This window comes from Pseudomonas beijingensis (assembly GCF_030687295.1).
In the GTDB taxonomy this organism is placed as follows: domain Bacteria; phylum Pseudomonadota; class Gammaproteobacteria; order Pseudomonadales; family Pseudomonadaceae; genus Aquipseudomonas; species Aquipseudomonas beijingensis.
In genome coordinates this window covers 4,292,723-4,315,773 of the sequence record NZ_CP117425.1, presented here as the reverse complement: position 1 = coordinate 4,315,773, position 23,051 = coordinate 4,292,723, and the positions used below count along the sequence as shown (strand labels likewise).

20 protein-coding genes and 1 pseudogene are annotated in these 23,051 nt (G+C 60.5%); 11 read left to right on the top strand and 10 right to left on the bottom strand.

Annotated elements, in window-relative coordinates:
- Nucleotides 1-48: 48 nt before the first annotated feature.
- The 7 genes from PSH84_RS19380 (at nucleotide 49) to PSH84_RS19350 (ending at nucleotide 8,041) form a co-directional block, all read left to right on the top strand.
- On the top strand, nucleotides 49-1,560 hold the full coding sequence (locus PSH84_RS19380) for a methyl-accepting chemotaxis protein (RefSeq protein WP_122566900.1): 1,512 nt from the start codon (nucleotides 49-51) through the stop codon (nucleotides 1,558-1,560).
- Nucleotides 1,561-2,028: 468 nt separating this feature from the next.
- Nucleotides 2,029-3,402: an epoxide hydrolase family protein gene (locus PSH84_RS19375; RefSeq protein ID WP_305467058.1), complete on the top strand. Its 1,374-nt coding sequence runs from the start codon at nucleotides 2,029-2,031 to the stop codon at nucleotides 3,400-3,402.
- A 60-nt stretch (nucleotides 3,403-3,462) separates the two neighbouring features.
- The gene (locus PSH84_RS19370; protein ID WP_122566898.1) at nucleotides 3,463-4,539 is read left to right on the top strand and encodes an alpha/beta fold hydrolase; all 1,077 of its coding nucleotides are present in this window, start codon (nucleotides 3,463-3,465) and stop codon (nucleotides 4,537-4,539) included.
- 19 nt (nucleotides 4,540-4,558) lie between these two features.
- Entirely contained in the window at nucleotides 4,559-5,065 is a 507-nt protein-coding gene (locus tag PSH84_RS19365; protein WP_305467056.1) for a cytochrome P460 family protein, read from the top strand.
- Between the two features lie 23 nt (nucleotides 5,066-5,088).
- Nucleotides 5,089-5,865 (top strand): alpha/beta fold hydrolase, encoded by a 777-nt coding sequence (locus tag PSH84_RS19360; RefSeq protein ID WP_122566896.1) that lies wholly within the window; start codon nucleotides 5,089-5,091, stop codon nucleotides 5,863-5,865.
- Nucleotides 5,866-6,152: 287 nt separating this feature from the next.
- Nucleotides 6,153-6,899 carry a YkgJ family cysteine cluster protein gene (locus PSH84_RS19355; protein WP_305481602.1) on the top strand — a complete coding sequence of 249 codons (747 nt, stop codon included), beginning with the start codon at nucleotides 6,153-6,155 and terminating at the stop codon, nucleotides 6,897-6,899.
- A gap of 230 nt (nucleotides 6,900-7,129) precedes the next feature.
- Nucleotides 7,130-8,041, top strand: coding sequence for an AraC family transcriptional regulator (locus tag PSH84_RS19350; protein WP_305481601.1), 912 nt, complete (start codon nucleotides 7,130-7,132; stop codon nucleotides 8,039-8,041).
- Nucleotides 8,042-8,090: 49 nt separating this feature from the next.
- Here PSH84_RS19350 and PSH84_RS28810 read toward each other — a convergent pair.
- From PSH84_RS28810 to PSH84_RS19295, 10 genes and pseudogenes are all read right to left on the bottom strand, one after another.
- Nucleotides 8,091-10,332, bottom strand: a pseudogene (locus PSH84_RS28810) (xanthine dehydrogenase family protein molybdopterin-binding subunit).
- Nucleotides 10,333-10,344: 12 nt separating this feature from the next.
- The gene (locus tag PSH84_RS19335) at nucleotides 10,345-10,818 is read right to left on the bottom strand and encodes a (2Fe-2S)-binding protein (RefSeq protein WP_122566892.1); all 474 of its coding nucleotides are present in this window, start codon (nucleotides 10,816-10,818) and stop codon (nucleotides 10,345-10,347) included.
- A 238-nt stretch (nucleotides 10,819-11,056) separates the two neighbouring features.
- The gene (locus PSH84_RS19330) at nucleotides 11,057-12,376 is read right to left on the bottom strand and encodes an OprD family porin (protein WP_305481598.1); all 1,320 of its coding nucleotides are present in this window, start codon (nucleotides 12,374-12,376) and stop codon (nucleotides 11,057-11,059) included.
- 179 nt (nucleotides 12,377-12,555) lie between these two features.
- Nucleotides 12,556-13,386: a phosphodiesterase gene (locus tag PSH84_RS19325; RefSeq protein ID WP_122566891.1), complete on the bottom strand. Its 831-nt coding sequence runs from the start codon at nucleotides 13,384-13,386 to the stop codon at nucleotides 12,556-12,558.
- 25 nt (nucleotides 13,387-13,411) lie between these two features.
- A complete protein-coding gene (locus tag PSH84_RS19320; protein ID WP_305467051.1) occupies nucleotides 13,412-14,443 on the bottom strand; it encodes an ABC transporter ATP-binding protein in 1,032 nt (343 codons plus the stop codon).
- The gene (locus PSH84_RS19315) at nucleotides 14,440-15,234 is read right to left on the bottom strand and encodes an ABC transporter permease (protein ID WP_122566889.1); all 795 of its coding nucleotides are present in this window, start codon (nucleotides 15,232-15,234) and stop codon (nucleotides 14,440-14,442) included. Before PSH84_RS19315 ends, PSH84_RS19320 begins: the two co-directional genes overlap by 4 nt.
- Nucleotides 15,231-16,085: an ABC transporter permease gene (locus tag PSH84_RS19310; RefSeq protein WP_305483185.1), complete on the bottom strand. Its 855-nt coding sequence runs from the start codon at nucleotides 16,083-16,085 to the stop codon at nucleotides 15,231-15,233. The genes PSH84_RS19315 and PSH84_RS19310 overlap by 4 nt, the downstream gene beginning before the upstream one ends.
- 15 nt (nucleotides 16,086-16,100) lie before the next feature.
- Complete coding sequence (locus PSH84_RS19305) at nucleotides 16,101-17,105, bottom strand: ABC transporter substrate-binding protein (protein ID WP_122566888.1); 1,005 nt, start codon at nucleotides 17,103-17,105, stop codon at nucleotides 16,101-16,103.
- A complete protein-coding gene (locus PSH84_RS19300; protein WP_122566887.1) occupies nucleotides 17,089-18,108 on the bottom strand; it encodes a LacI family DNA-binding transcriptional regulator in 1,020 nt (339 codons plus the stop codon). The genes PSH84_RS19305 and PSH84_RS19300 overlap by 17 nt, the downstream gene beginning before the upstream one ends.
- A 206-nt stretch (nucleotides 18,109-18,314) precedes the next feature.
- The gene (locus tag PSH84_RS19295) at nucleotides 18,315-18,872 is read right to left on the bottom strand and encodes a helix-turn-helix domain-containing protein (RefSeq protein WP_122566886.1); all 558 of its coding nucleotides are present in this window, start codon (nucleotides 18,870-18,872) and stop codon (nucleotides 18,315-18,317) included.
- A gap of 366 nt (nucleotides 18,873-19,238) precedes the next feature.
- Between PSH84_RS19295 and PSH84_RS19290 the strand changes: the two genes are divergently transcribed.
- Genes PSH84_RS19290 through PSH84_RS19275 form a run of 4 tightly spaced genes read left to right on the top strand, consistent with a single transcriptional unit; the run spans nucleotide 19,239 to nucleotide 23,050 of the window.
- Nucleotides 19,239-19,883, top strand: a complete 645-nt coding sequence (locus PSH84_RS19290; RefSeq protein ID WP_240998397.1) for an iron-containing redox enzyme family protein — start codon at nucleotides 19,239-19,241, stop codon at nucleotides 19,881-19,883.
- A 26-nt stretch (nucleotides 19,884-19,909) separates the two neighbouring features.
- Nucleotides 19,910-21,031, top strand: a complete 1,122-nt coding sequence (locus PSH84_RS19285; RefSeq protein WP_122564847.1) for a pyridoxal phosphate-dependent aminotransferase — start codon at nucleotides 19,910-19,912, stop codon at nucleotides 21,029-21,031.
- A gap of 1 nt (nucleotide 21,032) precedes the next feature.
- Complete coding sequence (locus tag PSH84_RS19280) at nucleotides 21,033-22,202, top strand: FAD-dependent oxidoreductase (protein WP_305481597.1); 1,170 nt, start codon at nucleotides 21,033-21,035, stop codon at nucleotides 22,200-22,202.
- On the top strand, nucleotides 22,193-23,050 hold the full coding sequence (locus PSH84_RS19275) for a TauD/TfdA dioxygenase family protein (protein ID WP_305467047.1): 858 nt from the start codon (nucleotides 22,193-22,195) through the stop codon (nucleotides 23,048-23,050). Before PSH84_RS19280 ends, PSH84_RS19275 begins: the two co-directional genes overlap by 10 nt.
- The last annotated feature ends 1 nt before the right edge of the window (nucleotide 23,051 follow it).

The following is a 23,051-nucleotide window of genomic DNA, read 5'->3' as shown; positions in this document are numbered from 1 at the left end:
ACGCCATTTTGGTAACGGACCTACAAGTCTTTGAAAAGGACGACCCCCATGACTTCGCCCGTGCGCTTTCACGATCACCACCGTAAAGCCGACCGCATCATGCTGGGGCTGCTTTGGCTCACGCTGCTGTATTCCCTGAGCCTGGCATTCCTGCATTCGACGTTCACCCAGGCGCTACTGGTGGGGGCGACCACCTGCGTGGCGAGCACCGCGCTTTATCGCGTTTTGGCCGGCACCCGGGCCATGCGCTGTGTCATCGCGGTCGCGCTGATGGTCATGGCGGCACTGCACATCAACCAGACCCACGGCGTGATCGAATTCCACTTCGGGATCTTTGTGCTGCTGGCCGTGCTGACGTTTTACCGTGACTGGCTGCCGATTGTCGTCGCCGCCGCCACCATCGCGGTTCATCACCTGGGGTTTCACTGGCTTCAACACCAGGGTTATCCAGTGTTCGTCATGGGTAGCCACGGTGGCTGGTCGATGGTCTTTCTCCACGCGTTCTACGTGGTGGTGGAAAGCGTGATCCTGATTTACCTGGCGAACCAAAGCCTGGCCGACGCCACGGAAAACCAGGAGGTACTCGACAAGGTGCTGGCGGCGGCCGCGCAGTTGAGCAACGACACCGGCAGGCAGCACAGCGATGGCGTCAAGGTCTCTTCGAGTGAGCGTTTCGATCATTTCCTCCAGCAGGTCACTCAACTGGTGGACGGCGTGGTACGCGACACCCGCAACCTTTCGGACCTGGGCCAGGACCTGTCCCAGGTTGGCCAGACCCTGGAAACCGGTGCCCGTCACCAACTGGATGAAGTGGCACAGATGAGCGGTGCGATCGGCCATCTGGTCCAAGCCATGGAAAACATTGCCGGCCATGTCGACCAGACCCTGCAGCGTGCCGGCCAGGCCAACGAGCAGGTCACCCTCGGGCGCAGCACGGTTGACCAGACCCGAGAAGAGATTGTCGAGCTGGCAGGGCGTATCAACCTGACCAACGAAACCGTGCAGGTCTTGGCCGAGCAGGCACAGCAGATCGGTCAGGTGCTGGATGTGATCAACGGCATTGCCGAGCAGACCAACCTGCTGGCCCTCAACGCCGCCATTGAGGCGGCCCGGGCTGGCGAACAGGGCCGTGGGTTCGCGGTGGTGGCCGACGAGGTCCGCACCCTATCACAAAAGACCTCGGCGTCTACCACCGAGATCCAGCAGATCATCGCCAAACTGCAGCAAGGCAGCCGCCAGGCCGCCGTCGCGATGCAAGACAGCCGCGACGGGGTGGAGCGCTGCGTGTCCGCCAGCCAACTGGCTTCGCAACTGTTGCACGCCGTCGTCGAAGACATTGCCGTGATCAACCATTTCAACGACCTGATCGCCAGCACCACCCAGGAACAATCCAAGGCATCGATGGGCATCAACCAGCGCCTGCAAAGCGTGCAGGCCGTGGCTGAGCGCAATGCGGACAACATTGGCATCCTGACTCGCAGCAGTCAGTGCTTGCCGCCGTTGGCGGAGCGCTTGGCGGTGTTGGGGCAGGCGTTTCACGGCAAGGGCGGGGCGGCCTGAGTCGAGCTCGGCTTTCACACTGGTTCTCGGGTCGAAAATCCAGCGCTCACCACAAATCCCTGTGGGAGCGAGCCTGCTCGCGATAGCGGTGGATGAGGCAACATTGATGTGAACCATGATCGCATCTCACCGCTCGGTCTGCTCGGCAGACCGAGCTTTTCCCGCACAAATGTATCTCTTTGTATCCAGCCCCCCTGTCGATACGGACTGTTTCTTTCAGGCCCGTCCGTGACATATCCGGGATACCTCACCGGCGTCAAATGAACCCATCGAGACCGCCCCCGCCGTCTCGGATCATTCGACGTTGGAGACAGTGTCATGAGCCGCAACCCCCAGCATCGCCCAGCGTATGCCACGCCTAGCCCTTGGCGCGGTAGCGGCCAACGCGCGGGACGGCGTGCCATCGCCAGTGATTTGTCCCGGCAACGATCGCCAGGCCTGTCGGCCATTTACTCAAGGAGATTCATCATGCCCGCAGCTTCGTCCTCTTCCGCCTGGCAGCGTTGCCTGGCTTCATCCGCCATCGGCAGTGTGCTCGGTCTCGCACTGCTGGCTGGAAGCAATGGTGCATGGGCGGCCACTGCGGTGGTCGACAACCCATCCTCCAGTACGGTACCAGCTCAATCGGAGGCCATTCGTCCGTATCGCGTTCACGTTGATGAAGCGAAGTTGGCTGATCTGCGCAAACGCATTGTCGATGCGCGGTGGCCGGATAAAGAAACCGTCAGTGATGTGTCTCAAGGTGTGCAACTGGCCCAAGTGCAAGAGCTGGTGAAGTACTGGGGCAGCGGTTACGACTGGCGCAAAGCCGAGGCCAAGCTCAATGCCTTGCCCGAGTTTATCACCACCATCGATGGGCTCGACATTCAGTTCATTCATGTACGCTCGCGCAACCCCAACGCCATGCCGCTGATCCTTACCCATGGTTGGCCGGGTTCACAGTTCGAGTTTCTCAAGACTATCGGCCCACTGACCGATCCGACCGCGTACGGCGGGCGTGCCGAAGACTCGTTCGACGTTGTGATCCCTTCTATTCCCGGTCATGGCTTTTCCGGGAAACCGACCGAATTGGGCTGGGGGCCCGACCGTGTGGCCAAGGCTTGGGACGTGTTGATGAAGCGCCTGGGCTACACCCACTACGTGTCCCAGGGTGGCGATCATGGTTCGGTGATCTCCGATGCACTGGGCCGCCTGGCGCCTCCCGGTTTACTGGGTATCCACTTGAATATGCCGGCGACCGTCCCACCGGAGCTGGTGAAACCGATCAACAGCGGCGATCCGGCACCGGCCGGGCTGAGCGATCCGGAACGCAGCGCCTACAACTCGCTGAGTACATTCTTCGGCCGCAATGCCGCCTACGGCGCAATGATGGTGACTCGGCCGCAGACCATCGGCTACCTGCTGGCCGATTCGCCCTCCGGCACAGCCGCGTGGATGTACGAAAAATTCGCCGCCTGGACCGACAGCGACGGCAAACCGGAACGCGTGCTGAGCCGCGATGAAATGCTCGATGACATCAGCCTTTACTGGCTGACGGACACCGGTGCGTCGTCCTCCCGTTTCTACTGGGAGAACAACAACAATAATTTCAGTGCGGCGGCGCAAAAGACGGCGGACATCAAAGTCCCGGTGGCCATCACCGTGTTCCCCCATGAGATCTATCGAGCCCCGAAAACCTGGGCCCAGCGCGCCTATCCATCGCTGTCCTACTACAGCGAAGTCAGCAAGGGCGGCCATTTCGCGGCCTGGGAGCAGCCTCAATTGTTCAGTGAGGAACTGCGCGAAGCCTTCCGGCCGTTGCGCACGGCTGCAAAAAACACGCTTGCCCAGACTGCTCGATAAACCTCTCCAAGCGGTTCCGAACGGGAGCCGCTCACCCGCCGTTCGCAAAGGAGATTCACCATGGACACGACTCTGTTGAACCACACATCCGCCGCGCGGCCTCGGCGCCTGTTCGGCCCATCTATCCTGATGTTCGCCATGATGCAACTGGGCGCCTTGGGACTGGCCTCGTCCCAGGCGAGCGCCGCGGATGTACCTGCCAGCACCATCGCCTCCATCACGCCGGGCAGTCACACCTCGTTCGGCCCGCTCAAGCACGTCAAGGCTGGCCTGCTGGACGTTTCCTATGCCGAGGTCGGTCCTGCCGATGGGCCGGTGGTCATCCTGCTGCATGGTTGGCCCTATGACATTCACAGCTACGCCGACGTTGCGCCGGCACTGGCCGAGAAGGGCTATCGCGTGTTGATTCCCTATGCCCGCGGTTATGGCGATACGCGTTTCCTGTCGGCCAAGACCCTGCGCAACGGCCAGCCTTCTGCGCTGGCAAGCGATCTGATCGACTTCATGGACGCGCTGAAGATCAAGCAGGCCGTGCTCGGCGGTTACGACTGGGGCGCCCGCACCGCCGACATCGTCGCGGCCCTGTGGCCGGAGCGGGTCAAAGCCCTGGTGGCGGTGAGTGGCTACCTGATCGGCAGCCAGGAAGCCGGCAAGACGCCGCTGCCGCCGGCCGCCGAGTTGCAGTGGTGGTACCAGTTCTACTTCGCCACCGAGCGTGGCCGTCTGGGCTACGAAAAAAACACCCACGACTTCGCCAAGCTGATCTGGAAACTGGCGTCGCCGAAGTGGAATTTCGATGACGCGACGTATGACCGAAGCGCCGCCGCTTTGCAGAACCCCGATCACGTCGCCGTCTCAATCTTCAACTATCGCTGGCGCCTGGGCCTGGTGAAGGGCGAGGCCAAGTACGACAAGCTGGAGAAGAAACTCGCGACCTTTCCGTCCATCAGTGTGCCGACCATCACCCTCGAGGGCGACGCCAACGGCGCACCGCATCCACCGGCCGAGGCCTATGCCAAGCGCTTCACCGGCCAATATGAGCATCGTCTGATCGACGGCGGTGTCGGCCACAACCTGCCGCAAGAGGCTCCGCAAGCGTTCGCCCAGGCCGTGATCGACGCCGATCACCTCCAATAGCGCCCAGGGGAGAACAACGATGAAACTCAAGCAACTGGCGGTCTCCGCTGTCATTGCAGTGGCTGCACTGACCGCGACCGGCATCGCCTTGGGCGACGCCGGCAGCGGCGAGGCGTCACCGATCTATGGCGTAAAGCTTCCTGATGGGTATCGCCAATGGGCGCTGATAGCCCCGGCCCAGGAGGCGGAACCCCTGAACGAGCTGAGAGCGGTATTGGGCAATGACCTGGCGATCAAGGCTTATCAGGATTCAACACTGCCGTTCCCGGACGGCGCGGTGCTGGTCAAGCTGGCCTGGAAACACGTCCAGTCGCCGGAGTTCGAGCCGGCTTCGATCCCCGGCGCGGCGACCACCGTGCAGGTCATGGTCAAGGACTCCAGCAAATATGCCGCCACCGGCGGCTGGGGCTTTGGCCGCTTTATCAATGGCAAACCCGCCGATGAGGCACAGCACCAGACGTGCTTCGCCTGCCATCAGGCGCGCGTGCAGAACCACGACTTCGTCTTCACCCGATTCGCCCAATAGCCCTGTCACCCAAGGAGTTTCCAATGAAAAAAGTCATGACCGCACTGGCGTGCAGCGCCGGCCTGTTCATCGCGGCCAACGCGTTCGCACAAACTGAAAAACCCACGGTCGTCCTCGTACACGGCGCTTTTGCCGACGCTTCAAGCTGGAATGGCGTGGTGAAGATCCTCGAGAAAGATGGCTATACCGTTGTCGCCGCAGCCAACCCGTTGCGCAGCGTGAAAAGCGATGGTGCTGCAGTTTCCGCCTTGCTGAGCAGCATCCAATCTCCCGTTGTGCTGGTCGGCCATTCCTACGGCGGCAACGTCATCAGCGAAGCGGCCAACGACCATGCCAACGTCAAGGCACTGGTCTACGTCAGCGCGTTCGCCCCCGAGGCGGGCGAAACCGTCGCCGGGCTCGCCGGCAAATTCCCCGGAAGCACCCTGGGGCCAACCCTTGCTCCACCTGTCGCACTGGCTGACGACGGAAAGGATCTGTACATCCAACAGGACAAGTTCCGCGACCAGTTCGCCGCTGATGTTCCCGCCGGGCAGGCGGCATTGATGGCGGCGACACAGCGTCCGGTCACTGAGGCGGCGTTGAACGAACAGGCCGGGACCCCGGCCTGGAAGCACATTCCGTCCTGGTACATCTACGGCGACAAGGACAAGAACATCCCGCCCCAGACCATGGCCTTCATGGCCAAGCGTGCCGAGGCCAAGGTCGTGAAAGTGGTCAAGGGGGCTTCCCATGTGGTGATGGTTTCCAATCCGGAGCCGGTCGCCCGGCTGATTGAAACCGCTGCTGCGGCGAAGTGATGGCGGGGCCTGTAAAAACTGGTCATAAGAGCAATAGTGCTTACTTAGGGACGTGAAATCCGTGGTGAGGAGTGGCCGGCGCAAGCAACCTCCCTCGCCACAACAGAGTTTCGTTTCAAGGGCCGGTTAGCGGAATTCACCTTGAATCGGGCAAACATGCCGGCGAATCCGGCAAACGAATCCGTTTCTCGCTCCACATACTTTCGCGCCCCTGGGGCTCTGCCACCGATGTATCCGCTCGAGGGCACATCGATGGTCGGTTGAAAACATGTGTGTGAGAGCTTGGTATGGAAAACAGCGCTATCCGATTTGCCTGCAACGGTTGCGGGATTTGCTGCAAGGGCCGCCTGATTCCACTGACGCTGAACGAGGCACGGCAGTGGCTCCAACGAGGGCATGAAGTGGCGGTCATACTGGAGGCGTTTGATGAAACGACTTGGGCTTCTGCGCCTGGGCAATTCACCCACAGCGCCCAGCGGGCCGTGGAGGTAACCAGCGGCAATGCGCAGATTCGAGTCGTTGCGGTATTGGCCGGCAATGCCCTGACGCAATGTCAGAACCTGGGCGACGACGGCCGTTGCGGCATCTATGAAGAGCGCCCCCTGGTCTGTCGAATTTACCCGATGGAAATTAATCCGTTCATTACCCTGCGCCCGGCCGATAAGATTTGCCCTCCCGAAGTCTGGGAGGCGGGGGATATTCTCTTCACGGACCGGGTCGTCGATCCGATCCTGGCCGATCAGATCGAACGCTCACGCCAGGCCGATAGAGACGATGCCCAGGCGAAAATCCAGGTATGTGAAGCCCTGGGAATGAATGTCGCGGCGTGGAAGGGCGACGCGTTGGCGGTGTACCTCCCAGACCGAACGCAGCTGTTCGAGGCGATCAGCCGTTACGACGGCGGGTCAGTGGCTCCGGCCCGTGCGGATTGGAAAGTCCGGGTCGACACGCCAGTTTTGCGCGAACAACTGGGCCAGGCAGGGGTAGCGTTGGACGATCAACCGTCCGCCCGCTACATCTTCCATAGACTTTAGGTGCCAGGCGAAGTCATCGCTTTGGGCATCCTTATTTTCTGAAACATCTTGTTATACTTGGATGTCAGGGTCTTCTGGCTCTGATGGCTCGTTGAATCGTGCAAGAAATTGCGCTGATCAGGCAAGCGAGCCGAACCACCGGCCCAGCATACTCCACCGTGGGCGGACTTGCGGTCAGAGCGAACCTCGTTCGCTGTGAGCCGTCCAGGCCTGATGTTTCCAGGAGTCGAATGTGCCAACCGATTTTTACAAGCGCCAAAACCCTCAGCGACATAGAACGTCTGGCCGATTCGGTCAGTCAACGGCTGCCCAGCGACGGCGACCAGATCACCGCCATACCCGGCTTGAGCCTGCATCGGCGCAAAGCGATCACTGCGCCCATGCACTGCATCTACGGCCTGGGTATCGGCGTCACCTTGCAAGGCCGTAAGCAAGCCATGGTGGGGGAGGACATCCTGACCTATTCACCCGGTCAGTCCATGGTGACCAGCGTAGATCTGCCAGTCATTTCACATATCTGCCAGGCCAGCGTCGCCGAGCCTTTCCTGGGCATGATGCTGAGATTCGAAAGCACCACGGTGATGCAAGTGGCCGAGCGCATGCGGCTGTCGCAACGCATGAGAGACGACGCGTTCAAACCCATTACCGTGCAGGCTTTGGATGCCGGTGTGCTGGATGCCCTGAAGCGTCTGGTCGAGCTGTTGAAGGAGCCGCCACTGCTTGAGACTGTGGCCCCGCTGATCAAGGAAGAGATCATCGCTCGTCTGTTAAGCGGTGCCCATGCTCCGCAATTGCTGCATGTCATCGCCGCAGGCTCACCCAGCCAACACATCGCCAAGACCCTCGCCTGGTTGAAACTCAATTTTCGCCTGACGCTGCGCATGGACGATCTGGCGGCACAGGCGCACATGAGTCCTTCTACCTTTCGCCAGCACTTTCGCACCGTGACCGGAATGAGTCCGCTGCAATACCAGAAACAGTTAAGGCTACAAGCCGCTCGGCATTTGATGTTGACCCAGAATGTCGACGCGAGCAGCGCAGGCGGGCAGGTTGGCTATGAAAGTGCTTCGCAGTTCAGCCGCGAGTACAGCCGCCTGTTCGGAGAGCCACCGCAGCGGGATATCAAGCGGATTCGCTTGTAACAGGGAGGCACGTCTGGCAGCGCAACTGCCAGACGGCCTCATGTTTCTGTCACGTCAACTTGAACGGCAACTCACGCAACGGCTTACCCGTCAGGCTCGCCACGGCATTGGCAAACGCCGGAGCCAACGCTGGCAAACCGGGCTCACCCATCCCCGTGGGTGGTTCGGCGCTGGGCACGATGTGGACGGCGAATTCCGGCATGTCGGTAATGCGCGGCACGCTGAAGTCGGCAAAATTGCTCTGCTGCACGACGCCGTCCTTCAGGGTGACGGCGCCACCTGGCAGGCACATCGACAAGCCCATCAGCGCAGCGCCTTGTACCTGGGCTTCAACGCTGCGTGGGTTGACGACCAGATTGCAGTGCACGCCGGCGGTCACCTGGTGCAGCACCGGACGACCATCCTGCACCGAGGCTTCGACGACGTACGCCACCACCGAACTGAACGATTCGTGGACCGCCACGCCCCAGGCACGGCCCGCCGCCAGCTGGCGCTTGCCATACCCACTCTTGTCCACGGCCAATTGCAGCGCTTCGCGATGCCGTGGGCTCTGGTCGCCAAACAGCTTCATCCGGTACGCCACCGGGTCCTGTTTGGTGGTGCGGGCGATCTCGTCGATCAGTGTTTCCATCACGAATGCCGTATGGGTGGAACCGACGCTGCGCCACCACAATACGGGGACGTTGAGTTTGGGGTGGTGGACTGTCAGGCGCATCGGCAGCGGATAAGGATTACGCATTCCCTCTGTTGCGGTGGCATCGATCCCGTTCTTCACCATCCCCTCGAACAGCGTGCCACTGACGATGGATTGCCCGACCAAGACATGGTCCCAGGCCAGCACCTTACCGCTGTCGTCAAAACCGATGCGCGCGCGGTGCAGGTGCATGGGGCGATAGTAGCCACCCTTGATATCGTCCTCACGGCTCCAGAGTGTGCGGATAGGAGCATCAAGCCCGGCGGCGTGCGCGGCCTTGGCCACCTCGCAAGCCAGCACGACAAAATCGTTGGTGGGCACGCCACGCCGGCCGAAACCTCCGCCCGCCGTCTGCACATTGACCTGGACTTGTTCGGGTTGCAGATTCAGGACCCGTGCAGCTGCCGCGCCATCGCCGCCAGGAAACTGGGTGCCGACCCACAACTGGGCGCGCCCCTGCGCGAGTTGCACGGTGCAGTTCAACGGCTCCATGGGCGCGTGGGCGAGGTAAGGGAACACAAACTCGGCTTCCAACTGATGCGGCGCGCTGGCAAGCGGTGTCATGTCAGCGTCGAATTGTCGTGGGCCGGGTTGAGCGGCCAGCTCCCGGTATTGGACCCCGTTGCTTTTCACTGTCCACTTTCTCGACGCTGGCCAAGTCCCATTCCAGCTTCAGCGCATCACGCGCCAGTTTCGCCTGCCAATAACCGTCCGCCACCACAGCAACGCCTTCAGCACCTCGGTCCAGCGGCACGCGAAACACAGCTTTCACCCCTTTGGTTGCCCGTGCCGCACTGTCATCCAAAGAGGCAATCCTGGCGCCGAACACTGGCGGACGTGCCACCACGGCTGTGAGCTGCCCCGGCAGATGCATGTCGATGCCAAATTCCTGCTGGCCACTGCTCTTGGCTTTCGCATCGATGCGCGTGGTGGCCTGGCCGATGATTCGGAAATCCTTGGGATCCTTGAGCGTGATCGTTTCCGGTACGGGCAGGGCCATCGCGGCCTCGGCCAGCTCGCCATAGCTCGCTTTACGCCCGGCGGGGCCGAGCACCATGCCGGCTTGGGTGCTCAGGCTCGCGACATCGACGTTCCAACGCGCGGCTGCCGCCGCAAGCAGCATGGCGCGAGCGCGGGCGCCCAGTTCGCGGTATTGGGTATAGCTGTTCTTGATCGAGTTGGAGCCGCCAGTCAGGTGTATGCCAAAGGCCGGGTCCATATAGGCGGCGTCGCTGTTACCGTTGCGACTGCGCACCAGGCTCCAGTCGGCATCCAGTTCTTCGGCGAGAATCATGGGCAGGGCGGTCTGCACACCCTGGCCGAACTCCAGGCGGTTGATGGTCACCGTTACCACGCCGTCAGGGGCGATCTGCACAAATGCGGAGGGCTGCTGAGTCGGGTTGAGCGGCGTTGGGACTGCGCCGTTGGTCTCCTGCGCCAGGGCCAAGTGGGGAAAAGCGCCGAGCGCCAGACCACCGATGCCGACAATCTTGAGAAAACTGCGGCGGGGCAGCGTAGCGGGGCCGTCGGCCTGATCGCGCTCCAGCGTGTGCTGCAAGGCGCGGGGCAACTCGTCGGGGAAAATCTCGTTCAACATGGTCGGCTCCGATCAGGCAAGGGCTTTGGCGGCATCAGCCACCGCGGCGCGGATTCGGGCGTAGGTGCCACAGCGACAGATGTTGCCGGCCATGGCCGAGTCGATCTCGGCCGCCGTGGGCTGCTTGCCCTTGGGCTGGGCCTTGAGGAAAGCCGTTGCGCTCATGATCTGGCCACTCTGGCAGTAGCCGCATTGCGCCACGTCGTGTTTGACCCACGCCTCGTGCACGGCACTGCCAACCGGGTCGCTGCCATCGGTTGCCGCTTCGATGGTGGTGATCTTCTTGCCTTCGGCGGCGGCGATGGGCGTCACGCAGGAACGAATGGCCTGGCCATCCAGGTGCACGGTGCAGGCACCACAAAGCGCCGCGCCGCAGCCGAACTTGGTGCCGGTCATGCCCAGCGTGTCGCGCAGGGTCCAGAGAATAGGGGTGCCAGGGTCGACGTCGACCGTGTATTCACGGCCGTTTATGTTCAGGGCGCTCATAGGGGGACCAGCTCCAGATGGTTTGGCTCTGATCAACTATAGGAAGGAATATTTGCGGAGGGTTGCACGATCCGGGCTGATGCTTGCCCGATCCTGCGAATCAATGTGCCCGGGAAGGCAACGCTGCTGTGTCAGTGCAACAGCGCGGTAGGCCCGGCGCCAGGGCAATGGGCATGCCTTGAAGGCGGGAGGAAAGGAGCCGCGGTGGGAGTGCTTCCGGCTCCTTCCTCCTGCACGGTTACATCAACGGAATGCTGTAGCTCACAAACAGGCGATTTTGATCCTGGTCGCGGGCGATATCGCTTCGCGACATCCCGTTGCGCCAGCCGAAACCGACGTTCTTCAACGTGCCGCTCTGGATCACATAGTCCAGGGAGATATCACGTTCCCATTCACTGGCGTCCCGGCCGCTGGCGGTCTGGATGTTGTCGCCCTTGAGGTACATCACCGAGGCCTTCAAACCCGGAACGCCAAGCGCTGCGAAGTCATAGGCATATTGCGCGAATGCCGTGCGCTCACCGGCCTGGATGAACGTCTGGATGGTGCGGTCGGTGTAGAGGTAAAGACTTGCGCCGCCTTCGCCTTTGCCCACCAGGCCGCCCTGGTTCAGTTGCGTAAAGTTGCTGTCTTCGGAAACACGCTGATAACCCGCGGTAATGGCATGGCCACCCAACGAATAAATGAACGCCGCGCTCCAGGTGTCGTTGTCGATCTCGCCGTTGCCATCCTTGGTATAACCGCCGAGTTTGTAACCACTGGCGCGACCGGCAGCGCTGCTGTTCTTGCCATCGGACGTGGTTTTGAAGTAACGCAGGTCGGTTTTCAACGAACCGTATTCACCCAACGGTAATACATGCAGCAAACCGGCGAAGTGCTGTTGATAGTAGTCTTCAAGATTGGCGTAGTAATACTGCGCGGTCAGATCCTTGGTCAGTTTGTAATCGCCACCGGCAAAGGTGAATTTATTGCTTTCCTGGGTGCCGCCCGCAACGGCCAGGCCGGCGCTGTCGCTGGACGCACGCCCTGTGGCGTGTTCCAACTGGCCAGCGGTGAACGTCAGGTTGTCGATTTCATTGCTGGTGACTTGCCCGCCCTCGAAGGTTTGCGGCAGCAGGCGACCATCGTTGGAGACCAGGATCGGCAACTTCGGTTGCAAGGTGCCGTACCGCAGCTCGGTCTTGGAGACACGCATCTTGGCCGTGGCACCGAGACGAGCCCATTGGTCCGCCGCCTTGTCGCCATCGTTGGGAAACATCGAGCCACCGACATGACGGCCGGCGCCACTGTCGAGCTTCAGGCCCAGCAGCCCCATGGCATCCAGGCCGAACCCGACGGTGCCGTCGGTAAACCCCGACTGATAATTGAGCATGAAGGCCTGGCCCCATTCTTCGGTCTTCGAAGGCGCGGCGGCTCCGTCACGGTTATCGTTATTGAAGTAGAAGTTGCGCAAGTTCAAGTTGGCCTTGCTGTCGCTGATAAAATCAGCCGACGCCAATGGGCTGAGGACAAGCGTCATACCACCCGTTAAAACACTCAGTACGTTAAATAGGACTTTCATCAGGGCGAACTCCACCGCGGAATCTCTGTTCCGGGCATGTTGAAAAGACAGCAGGAAGCGCTCGACCGATCAGATGATTGGCCGAGGCGTTAAATAACTCGTTGGAAAAACTTCAGTGCATTGAGTGGGGTAGGGGATAAATCTCCAAAGAACGGCATCAGTAAAAGTCCCTGGGGTTGTCAGTCGATCAATCCATGAGCGTCATAGAACGGATACGGCCCGGGATACTGGCCAAACACACCGTTATGGGTCACCAAACCCTGGTCATGCCAGTGATGCAGCAGGTATCCGGGTGGTTCCAGGTTGAAATGCGCGGGCGCGCTTGGCTGTAGATCCAGGACGATTTGATGTGAGGTGCCGGGGCACACGCAACTCAGGCTACCGCCGAAGCGCCGCTGCATCGGCCGATGCAAATGCCCGCAGAGCAAACGCTCTACCTGTGGATGGCGGGCGATGACCTGTTCCAGTGCCGAGGCGTTGATGAACGGCTCGCGGTCCATGTGGCCGATGCCGCTGATAAACGGCGGATGGTGCAGGACCAGCAGCGTTGGCACCTCGGGACGACGGGCCAACTGTTCATCGAGCCAGCGCAATTGGCTATCCAGTAACTGACCGCCATGACCGCCGGGAATGGTGCTGTCCAGGCCAATCAGGCGCAGCGGATGCTCCTCGACGACCCAATCCAAGGGGGCTCCAGCCAAACTTGGCAAGTAGGCGTGATCGGCAAATGCCGCCCGCAAATGTTCGCGGTTGTCGTGGTTGCCAGGCACCAGGTAGCAAGGCATGTGCAGGCGCGCCAGTTCGGGGTGCAATACGGCGTATTCATCAGGGCGACCGAAGTCGACCAGGTCGCCACTGATTACTACGATGTCGGGGCGCGGCACCTGGGTATTCAAATGATCGACGGCACGACGCAACGCGGCGAGGGTATCAACGACGCCATAGGTCAGTTTTTCCCCGGCCTTGAGATGCAGGTCACTGATCTGCGCAATGAGAAACGGATGATTCAAAATAAGCCCTCTGAAAACACGAAGATCACGATGACAGGGTGAACAGCACTTGCGGCTCGACGGCCAAGGCAATCAGGGCGCCGGTGGCGTGGATGACGTTGTCGGTGCTGTCCACCAGCAATGGCTGGGCGGCGCCGACGTCCACCAACAGGCGGCTTTGGGCCCCTTGGAAAAACTGGCCTACCAGGCGCCCGCGCAGATGCCCCTCGTTGTCCATCACCCGCAAATGTTCGGGCCGGCAGTAGACGGTGGCAGGCAGTCCGCCACCGCGCCACGGCAACTCTCCGCCACTGACTTTCAAGCCCAGGGGCGTGTGGGCGAGCACTGGAAAAGCGTTGAGGTTGCCGACAAAACTGGCGACGAACGTGTTGGCCGGTTGTTGGTAGATGTCCCTTGGGCTGGCCAACTGTGCGACGCGGCCGTGTTCCATGACCAGAATCCGATTGCCCAGGGCCATGGCTTCGCCCTGGTCGTGGGTGACGAACACCGCCGTAATGCCCAGATGGCGTAGCAACTGATCCAACTCGCTGCGCAAGCGTTCGCGCAACTGCGCATCCAGCGCCGCCAACGGTTCGTCAAGCAGCAATACCCGAGGCTTGGGCGCCAGGGCGCGGGCGAGGGCGACCCGCTGGCGTTGACCGCCGGACAGCTCGTGGATGCTGCGCTTGCCATGGTCCTGAAGGCCCACCAGTTCCAGCAACTCCGAGCAGCGCCTGTTCCGTTCAGCCGGCGCCATGCCGCGAATCTTCAAGCCATAAACGATGTTGCCGGCCACATCCAGGTTGGGAAACAACGCATAGTTCTGGAACACCATGCCCACGTCGCGTCGTTCGATGGGCAGGCGGGTGACGTCGGTGTCGCCAAAAAACACCTGCCCCGCATCCGGACGCTCAAGGCCGGCGATCAGGCGCAAGGTCGTGGTTTTACCGCAACCGGACGGGCCGAGGATCGCCAGGGTTTCTCCGGCATTGATGGTCAGGTCCAGGTCATGGACGGCAACGGTGCCGTCGGAGAACGCCTTGCGGCAACCTGCCAGGCGAATGGTGGTTCCGGTCATCGTTTTTCTCCACGGGAAAGGCGCGCGCTGATGGCCTGCAGCGCAATCAGCAGCGGCACGATCATCAGCAGGAATATGAGGGTGTAGGCACTGGCGACTTCCAGCCTGGCTGAGGCATAGCTGTCAGCCAGGCCTACCGGCAATGTTTTGGTCATTGGGGTGTGGAGCATCCAGGTCAGGTTGAACTCGCCCAACGACAGCGTGACGACCATCAGGACCCCAGCGAGGATCCCCGCCCGGCAGTTGGGTACCACCACACTGAAGAATCGTCGTAGCGGCCCGGCGCCAAGGCTGGCGGCGGCTTCTTCCAGGACAGGCAGTTGCTGACGTTGCATCACCGCCATTACCGGGCGCACCAGGAACGGCAAGGTGAACAGCACATGGCCGACGAGGATGAACAGCCAACTGCTGCGAAACCCACCGAATTGCCCATAGGTGAGCAGCAACGCCAGGGCGCTGGCCAGGCCAGGCATCGCCACCGGCAGCACCATCAGTTCCTCGAACGCACGGCTGAAGCGGTTGTTCATCCGCACCAACGCGTAAGCCGCCGGAACACCCACCACGCAGACGCACAGCGCACAGGCCACGGCCAGTTGCAGGGATAGCCAGACTGTCGGCGAATAGGCCTGCCAGACTTGCACCAGCCAATCGAACGTCAGGCCACTGGAGACGCCCTGGAAATAATTGCGCGTGAGCCCGGCCAGCAGTGACATCAGCACGGGCACCAACATGAACGCGCAGACCAGCAGGGTAAACACCAACTGGCCGATAAACAGCGTTGAGCGCTTCACAAGACGGTCCTCGAGTTTTTTGCCAGCCGTCGGGCCAGTAGCAGTACTGCCCACGTCAGCGCCCCCAACACCACCGACAGCGCAGCGGCCACGGCGAAATTGGCGTAGTTGGTGAACACGTTGTAGATCGCCACCGGGGTCACATTCAGGCGGGTGCCGAGGGTGAAGGCCGTACCGAACGCGCCCATGGAGGTCGCAAAGCAGATCGCCCCGCACGAGACCAGTGCCGGTGCCAGACCGGGGACGATGACATCGCAAACCACTCGCCAGTGGCCGGCGCCCAGGGAATGAGCAGCTTCTTCCAGGCTGCGATCGAGGCTTTCACAAGCAGCCATCACCGTGAGGATCACCCGTGGAATCGAGAAGTACAGATAACCGAGGCACAACCCCATCAGCGAGTAAGCGAAGATCCAGCGTTCACCCGCCAGCTCGAGGCCAAGGCTGGCGAACAAGCCTTGGCGCCCGGCCAGCAGAATCACCAGGAAGCCGACCACCACGCCGGGGAATGCCAACGGAAACGTTAACAAGGCGACCAGCAGCGAGCGGCCGAAGAAGCGTTGGCGGCTGAGAAAAAAACCACTGATGCCCCCCACCAAGAGCGCCGCCAGGGTCGTCGCCAAGGCCAGCAGGCAGGTCTGTACCAGACTGCCCAGGTATTGCGCACTGCTCAGTACCTGCCAATAGCCGCTTTCGCCGCCGTCGCGATTTTGCCCGCCCAGCACGATCAGATGCGCCAGTGGCAACAACCAGAACGCGAACAGCACCGCAGCCGCAGGCGCCAGGGCCCAGGCCGCGGTCAGCCGCAAACGCGGCGCTGTGGCCTGGCCCGAAGGGACTCCCCGGGCTTTTATTACCGAGGCGGTCACTTACTTGACCTCTTTCAGATAACGTGCAGAAAAGGCTTCCTGTGCCGCCGCCATCTGCTGGTAGTCGACCACGCCGGCCCGGGCGTAATCGCTGTCTGGCAGAAACTGCGCAGCGATGTCGGCAGGCATCTTCATCGCCCGCACCGGTCGCAGGTAGGCCTTGGCCCAGAGCGCCTGGCCCTGGTCGGACAGGACGAAGTCCAGGACCTTCTCGGCATTGGCCCGATGCGGCGCGTTGCCGACGATGCTCATGACGTAAGGCACGCTGATGCTGCCTTCCTTGGGGATCACGAAAGCAACGTTGGCCTTGTCCTTGTAACGTGCCCGATAGGCGTTGAAGTCGTAATCCACCAGAATCGGCAACTCCCCGGACAACACCCGTGCGTAAGCGGTCTGCTTGGGCACGATGGGTGAGTTTTTCGCCAGTTTCTGGAAGTAATCGATCGCCGGCGTGAAGTCATTGAGGCTACCGCCCATGGCCTGGTTGATCGCTACCGCGGAAACGTAACCGACGAACGCGCTGGATGGATCAAGGTAGCCGACCATGCCTTTGTACTCAGGCTTGAGCAGATCGCCCCAGCTTTGCGGCACAGGCAAGCCGCCCAAGGCATCGACGTTGACCATGATGCCCAGGGTGCCGGAGTGAATGGCGAACCAGTGTCCCTGCGGATCTTTCAAGCCTGCCGGAATCTGTTCCCAGCCCTTGGGTTGATAAGTGCCGACCACCCCGGCTTTTTGCGCCTGCAAACCGAAGGTCACGCCGTAATACACCACGTCCGCTACAGGCGCGGCCTGTTCGGCGACCAGTTGCGCCAGTGCCTGCCCGGAGTTCTTGTTGTCCAGCGGGACCTGCACGCCAGTGGTATCGGCAATGGCCTTGAGCTGTGTGCCCCAGTCGGCCCATTCCGGTGGGCAGTTGTAGCAAATCGCCGTTTCGGCGGCCTGGGCCAGGCTGGCAGCGCCGCATAGCAGCAACGTCGCCAGGGTTTTACGCAAGCGAATCATCAAGTGTCTCCTTGTAGGATTGAGTACTTTCGCCCGGCCGGATATGGCAGGGCAGGCAATGGGTAACCGGTGTGGCGCCGGCAATCTGCGCCAGCAATTGATCGATTACGGTGCAGGCCAAGGCCTCGATGGGCTGAACCACGCTGCACAATGTCGGGTGCATTTGAGTGCCGAGGGCGATGCCATCGAATCCCATGACCGAGAGCTGTTGGGGCACGTGCCAGTCGTTGCGACGCAGTTGTGCGATCAGGCTGATGGCCAACAGATCGTTGGAGCAAACCAGTGCGCTGAGGGCCTGCGGACCTTGCAGGAAGGGCGCGATGGCGGCGAAGTCCGCCTGGGTATGGGCCGGCATTTCAATCACCGGCAGGCTGTCGAGGCCGGCCTCGCGCATGGCGTCGCAATAACCGGCGTAACGCAGGCGAGCGCGGTCCGATTGCAGGGCCGGGCCGGCAACCATGCCAATGCGCCAATGCCCGGCTTCCAGCAGATAACGAGTGGCCAGAGCCATGCCGGCGCGGTTGTCCACCGACACGGCGCTGTAGTGCGGATTGCCCGGCTGGTGATAAGCCAGCACAAAAGGCGTGTCCTCGCTGTCCAGGCTTTGCAACACGCGGTTGCTCTCGGCGTCGGTGACCGTGAGGACCAGGCCATCGACCCGCTGGCGCAACAACTCCTCGACCACCACGCTTTCGCGCTCGCTGCTGTAGTCGGTCGTCGCCAGGAGCAGGTTGTAGCCGCGCAAACGCGCAGCGCGCTCCATGGCTTGGAATTGTTCGGCGAACACGGGATTGAGCAGGTTGGGGACCACCACACCGATCAGCTTGGTCACTTGCAGGCGCAACTGACGACCAAGACGATTGGGCCGGAAACCCAGCTGCCGTGCGGCGGCGAACACCTGCTCGCGGGTAGCCGGACGCACCACTTCAGGGGAGGCGAAGGTGCGGGCAGCGGTAGCTCGCGAAACCCCTGCCAGACGTGCCACTTCTTTCAAATCAGTCATTGTCACTCGCTTGAGATCGATCTCATTGGCGAGGACAGTAGCCAGCAATCGTGGCATTTCGGCGAAGAAGTGATGACAGTTTGATGTCAGTTGGCGGTGCCTACCTCGGACGGCTATTCCGGGCGCGCGATACCTGCTTGCAGGTCGGCATGATTGACGTGCCGTCGGCTAGCCTTTGTTGCAGGCGGTTACCGATGGGGCTGTTGCTACTTGCGAATCAAGGCTATGACGTATTCACAGACTTGCGGCGTGGCGTTTTCGAACGTGCAGGCTTCTTCAGGCAGTCCCAATTGCAAGCAGTCGCCTTGTTCCAGAAGGTAGGTGGTGGTGCCCTTGGTAAACGTCAGCGTACCTTGCGTGGCCCACACCTGCTGATGAAGGAACGCGTAAGCCGTGGCGGGATAGCTGATGCGCACGCCCGGGGGCAGTTGCACACTGATGAGTTCCAGTGGCCAGCCCTCCCGGGGTGAGACTTGCTGGCGCGCATAGCCGGTTTCCGGGTCTACCCAGCGCGGTTGCTCCGCCGCCCTTGAAAGAAGTCCCGAGCGCCCCTCGGCCCGATGCAGCAGGGTGGAGAGGGGTAAACCGAACGCACCTGACAACCGGCCCAGGATCGTTGAGGTAGGGCTGACCTGTGCGTTTTCAATTTTGCTGATCATAGCCTTTGATACGCCGGAGAGCTGGGCGAGCTCGCCGATGGACCATTCACGGGCGGTTCGCTCGGCTTTGATGGTCAGGGCGATGTCAATGGGTTGGTTGTTCACTATAGAAGACTTCCAGATCAGGGTAATTTAATTTCAGCTTAGCGGCTGGCGCGCATCAAGTCGGTGCAAAAAATAAATAATGCTCTATTTTTGTGCGTTAAAATTTTCTATGAAATTAAGCCTATGATTTTAATCAAAAATAATAATGAGTTTTTCATGTTTCAAAATAAATCTATTGTTTGAAGCATAGCCGATTGAAACTATTAATTTGTTTGCATGAGTCGCTTGTTTACTATCTGAAACGCGCAGCGACATTTCGTCACTGCCGTCCAAGCTACCTTATCGTATTTGGGGAAATCTATGCCGGCTCAGCAAATGGAACAAGGCTGTCTGACGGGTGAGCAAATCATCCATTCGATTAAAGGAATGATCACGGCTTCGGGGATCAACACCAATGCGTTCTACAAAACGTTTCGCCAGGCCCCGCTGCCCAAGGCAACGTTGAAGAAAGTGTTCCAGCAATACTTTTATTACATTCGTACGTTCCCCCAGATCCTGGCGGGTACCTCGCACCGCACCGACAGCGAAGTGATTCGGATGAAGTTGGCGCGCACGGTGGTGTCTGAGCTGGGCGATGGGGTAGGCGAGGCGCACTTCATTATGTTTGAGCGTGTACTCGCCGGCGTCGGCATCACATTGGATGACTGGAAGAAGGTTGAATACATTCCCGAAGCCAGCGAGTTGGTCGACGGCCTGCGTCGGATTTTCCTTGAGGGTTCGACAGAGCACGCCATTGGTGCTCATTACGTTATCGAAGAGTTCGGCTTTCCGATGATCGCCAACCTGTACGAAGGTTTCCGCCTGTACAGCGGGTGGAAGCACGAAGACTTCACCTACTTCTACCTGCACATGCTGGTTGAAACCGATCATGTGCAATGGATCAGTGACGCGGTCATGGAGGCCGCTCGAGACACTGACAACGGCAGCGATATTCTGGAAGGCGCTGGCGATGTACTGAACCTGTTGACCCGATTCTGGCAAGGACTCAACCGAGTGGCCACTCACGCCTGACCGATCAATACAAGGGGCGGGAAGTCATGGATGATTTGACATTGATTGGTCGAGTGGCGCCCTTCAGGGATGCCAGTGCCTATGCAGCATCCTCGGGGGCGTTGAACCTGTCGCAAGGACTTCCTGAACCCCTGTTTGACAATGCCATGAATGCGGCGTTGGCCCGCCAGGTGCGGTCGGGCTGGCAGTATGCCGACCCTCGCGGCGAAATGATTTTGCGCGAAAGCATTGCGGCCCACAGTGCCGGCTATGCGCCCGACAGCGAAGTGCTGGTGACCAGCGGCTGTACCGAGGCCTTGTACTTGGCCCTGTATGCCGCGTCCACGCAATACGGCAGCAGGGTCGCCTTTTTTGAACCCTTTTATCCCTATTACCCAGGAATGGCCACGTTGCTGGGGTTGGAGTTTGTTGCACTACCGTTGTCGGTGGGGGCGTCGATCGGCCCCGACTGGGCAATGTTCGAGCGGCAATTGCGTGCCGGTGTTCGCATATTGCTGCTCAATACGCCCCACAACCCGACCGGGTGGTGCATGTCCGCGGATGATTGGCAGCACTTGGTGGCGTTGGCAAAAAACCATGACTTCATGGTGATTGTCGACGAAGCCTATCGTCACTATCAGTACGACACCGACGCCCCGGCACAGTACCCCCACCAGCAGATTCCCATGATGGTGGCGGGCAGCGCTTCAAAGTTGTTGTCCATGACGGGAGTCCGGATCGGCTGGTTATGCGCGCAGGCAACCTTCATGGAGCGAGCCTACGCCCACCACCTGTACCTGAGCTATTGCCAACCCACCCCCATACAGGCCGCCGTTGCTGTTTTGCTTGATGAATTGACCGTCGGGCGACTTGATAGCTTGCGTGAGCACTACAAGCACAAACGTGATCGCCTGGCAGGTGCGCTGATGGCTGCCGGGTTGGATATCCGGTTACCGGCGGGCGGCCATTACATCATGGCCGACTATTCACGGCAGGCGCCTTCATTGTCTCCGGTTGAGTTCAGTCAACACTTGGCCATGCGTTGCGGGGTCATGCCATTGCCTGCGACGCCCTTCTACCTGGGGCAGTGCCCCACCTATGTCCGGTTTTCTTTCTCGGTAGCCAAACCCATTGTTGATCAAGCCTGTGCCCGCCTGGAGGATTTTTGAAATGGAGCAGCAAGTGTTCGACGTCATTGTCGTAGGCGGCGGTCCCGCAGGGCTTAGCGAGTGTATCCGGCTGATCGACCTGGGCCTGAAAGTCGCGGTCATCAGCGATGTATTCGGGGGGTGCATGGGCATGATGGGAGATCATCCATTGCAGTCATACTGCAATGAGCTGGAGATTGAAGGCGCTCCCTATCCCTTGCATCGATTCATGCGCAAGTTGTGCGTCAGCCCCACCGGTGAGGAATACGCAGCCTATATCCGTAGCAACTTCGAAGCCTTGCCTCTGGCCAAGATCCAGCAACGGGTGGTCACCGTAAGCAAGGTGCAGGGGGTGTTCGAGGTGAGCCTGGCCCCGGGCTCCCAGAGTCATTCCTTGCGCGCGCGGCAGATTATCCTGGCAACCGGGATTCGCCCGAAGGCGCCGCCCTTCGAAATGCCCAATGCCCGTTGGTTGAACTGCTTTGATATCTATCAAATGGTTGCGCGGGGGCAGGGCCTCCGTTTCCTGCAGCAGGATGTGGTCATCTTTGGCAGCGGTAACAGTGCGTTTCAGATCGCACTACTGCTTGCCCCGTTCGCCCGCAATGTGTCCATCCTGATCAAATCCTACCTGGGGCTGTATCCCCAAGAGACCGATGATCGTTTTGCCCTCAGGTCCCTGAGCCAGCGCACGCTGGAAATGATTGCCAAGACTTCGTCCAGTTCCTTTCAAGGGCCGCTCAACAGCGCCAATAGCACGGGCCGGGCCAATATCTGGCTGCATGCCTACAGCCGCATTCGCCAGGACGGCGACAAGGTCGTCTTGGACCTTCCGGCGTCGCTCAATGGCAATTCGTTGCTCCAGGCTTCTTGTCGCAAGGCTCAAGAGTCGGGCCGGCTGGTCGCTGCCCAGGCATCCGAGGGGTATGAGTTGCACTTGGATGTGTTGGCGAAGGACCAATGCCTGGTGTCGGCCATCGGCGTCACCGCACAACTCCCCGCTACCGACTGGCCACAACTGCTCAACCCGCAAACCGGCTTTACCTGCCACCAGGATGGGAAAAGCCCTGTCGCCGGCCTGTATTTCGCGGGCGCAGCTTCAGGTTATGCATCGATCAACACGATGGTGCCCGCAGCAGCAGAAATGAGTGCCACAACATCACTGCAAGAAGGACTGCGGTCATGGGCGTGAGGATGTTCCAGCCGCTGCGCCTGGACCTTGGCGATGTGCTCGGGCAGTCGCCAGCGGAGCTCAAACAAACCATCGCCGGGGCCAAGGTGCTGGTCATCGCCAACCAGGACGTCAGCGTTGCCCCCTATGTGCAGTTGATGCGCAGGCTGGGGGCACCTGTGCATCATGTGTTGGCCAAGTACTGCCTCGAGGACTATCGGGAAGTGCTGACCGTGACCAATCTCTATCGGGACGGCCAGGCCTTGGGTGTGCATGAGGGAGGAGGGTATTGGCACACCGACATGTCGTACAAATCGGCGAACACGGTGTTCACGTCACTGCTGTCGGTACGTGTACCGGACCAACACGGTGAGACTCAATTCATCGATTGTGTCGCAGGCCTGCATCAAGTTCGCCAGTGGCTGGATAGTCCAGATTGCCCGCAGCACCTGAAGGGCCTAGACCTGGAAAACCTGCGGATTCACCATCGGTTCGGCAATCGCGACACACTGCGCAATGCCGACGCTGCAATGCAACAACTCAATCCCCAGGAGGCTGGCGCACTGGAAGACACCGTGGTTCACCCCTTGGTGTTCAAACACCCAATCGCCGCCACGACGTCGCTTTATGCACCGGCCGCCACGGCCATGCAAATAGAAGGGGTAACGCCAGCACTGTCCCAGCGCATTCTCGACAGTCTGGTCGACTTCCTTGTCCAGAACGCGCCGCGCTATCGGCATGCCTACCGCCCAGGCGACATCGTGATCTGGGACAACCTCTCAACGCTGCATAAAGGTCCGCCAATCCCCAAAAGTGAAGGGGGCGCCGATGCGCGCCTTCTTTATCGCATGAACGTCGACTTCCAGTGAG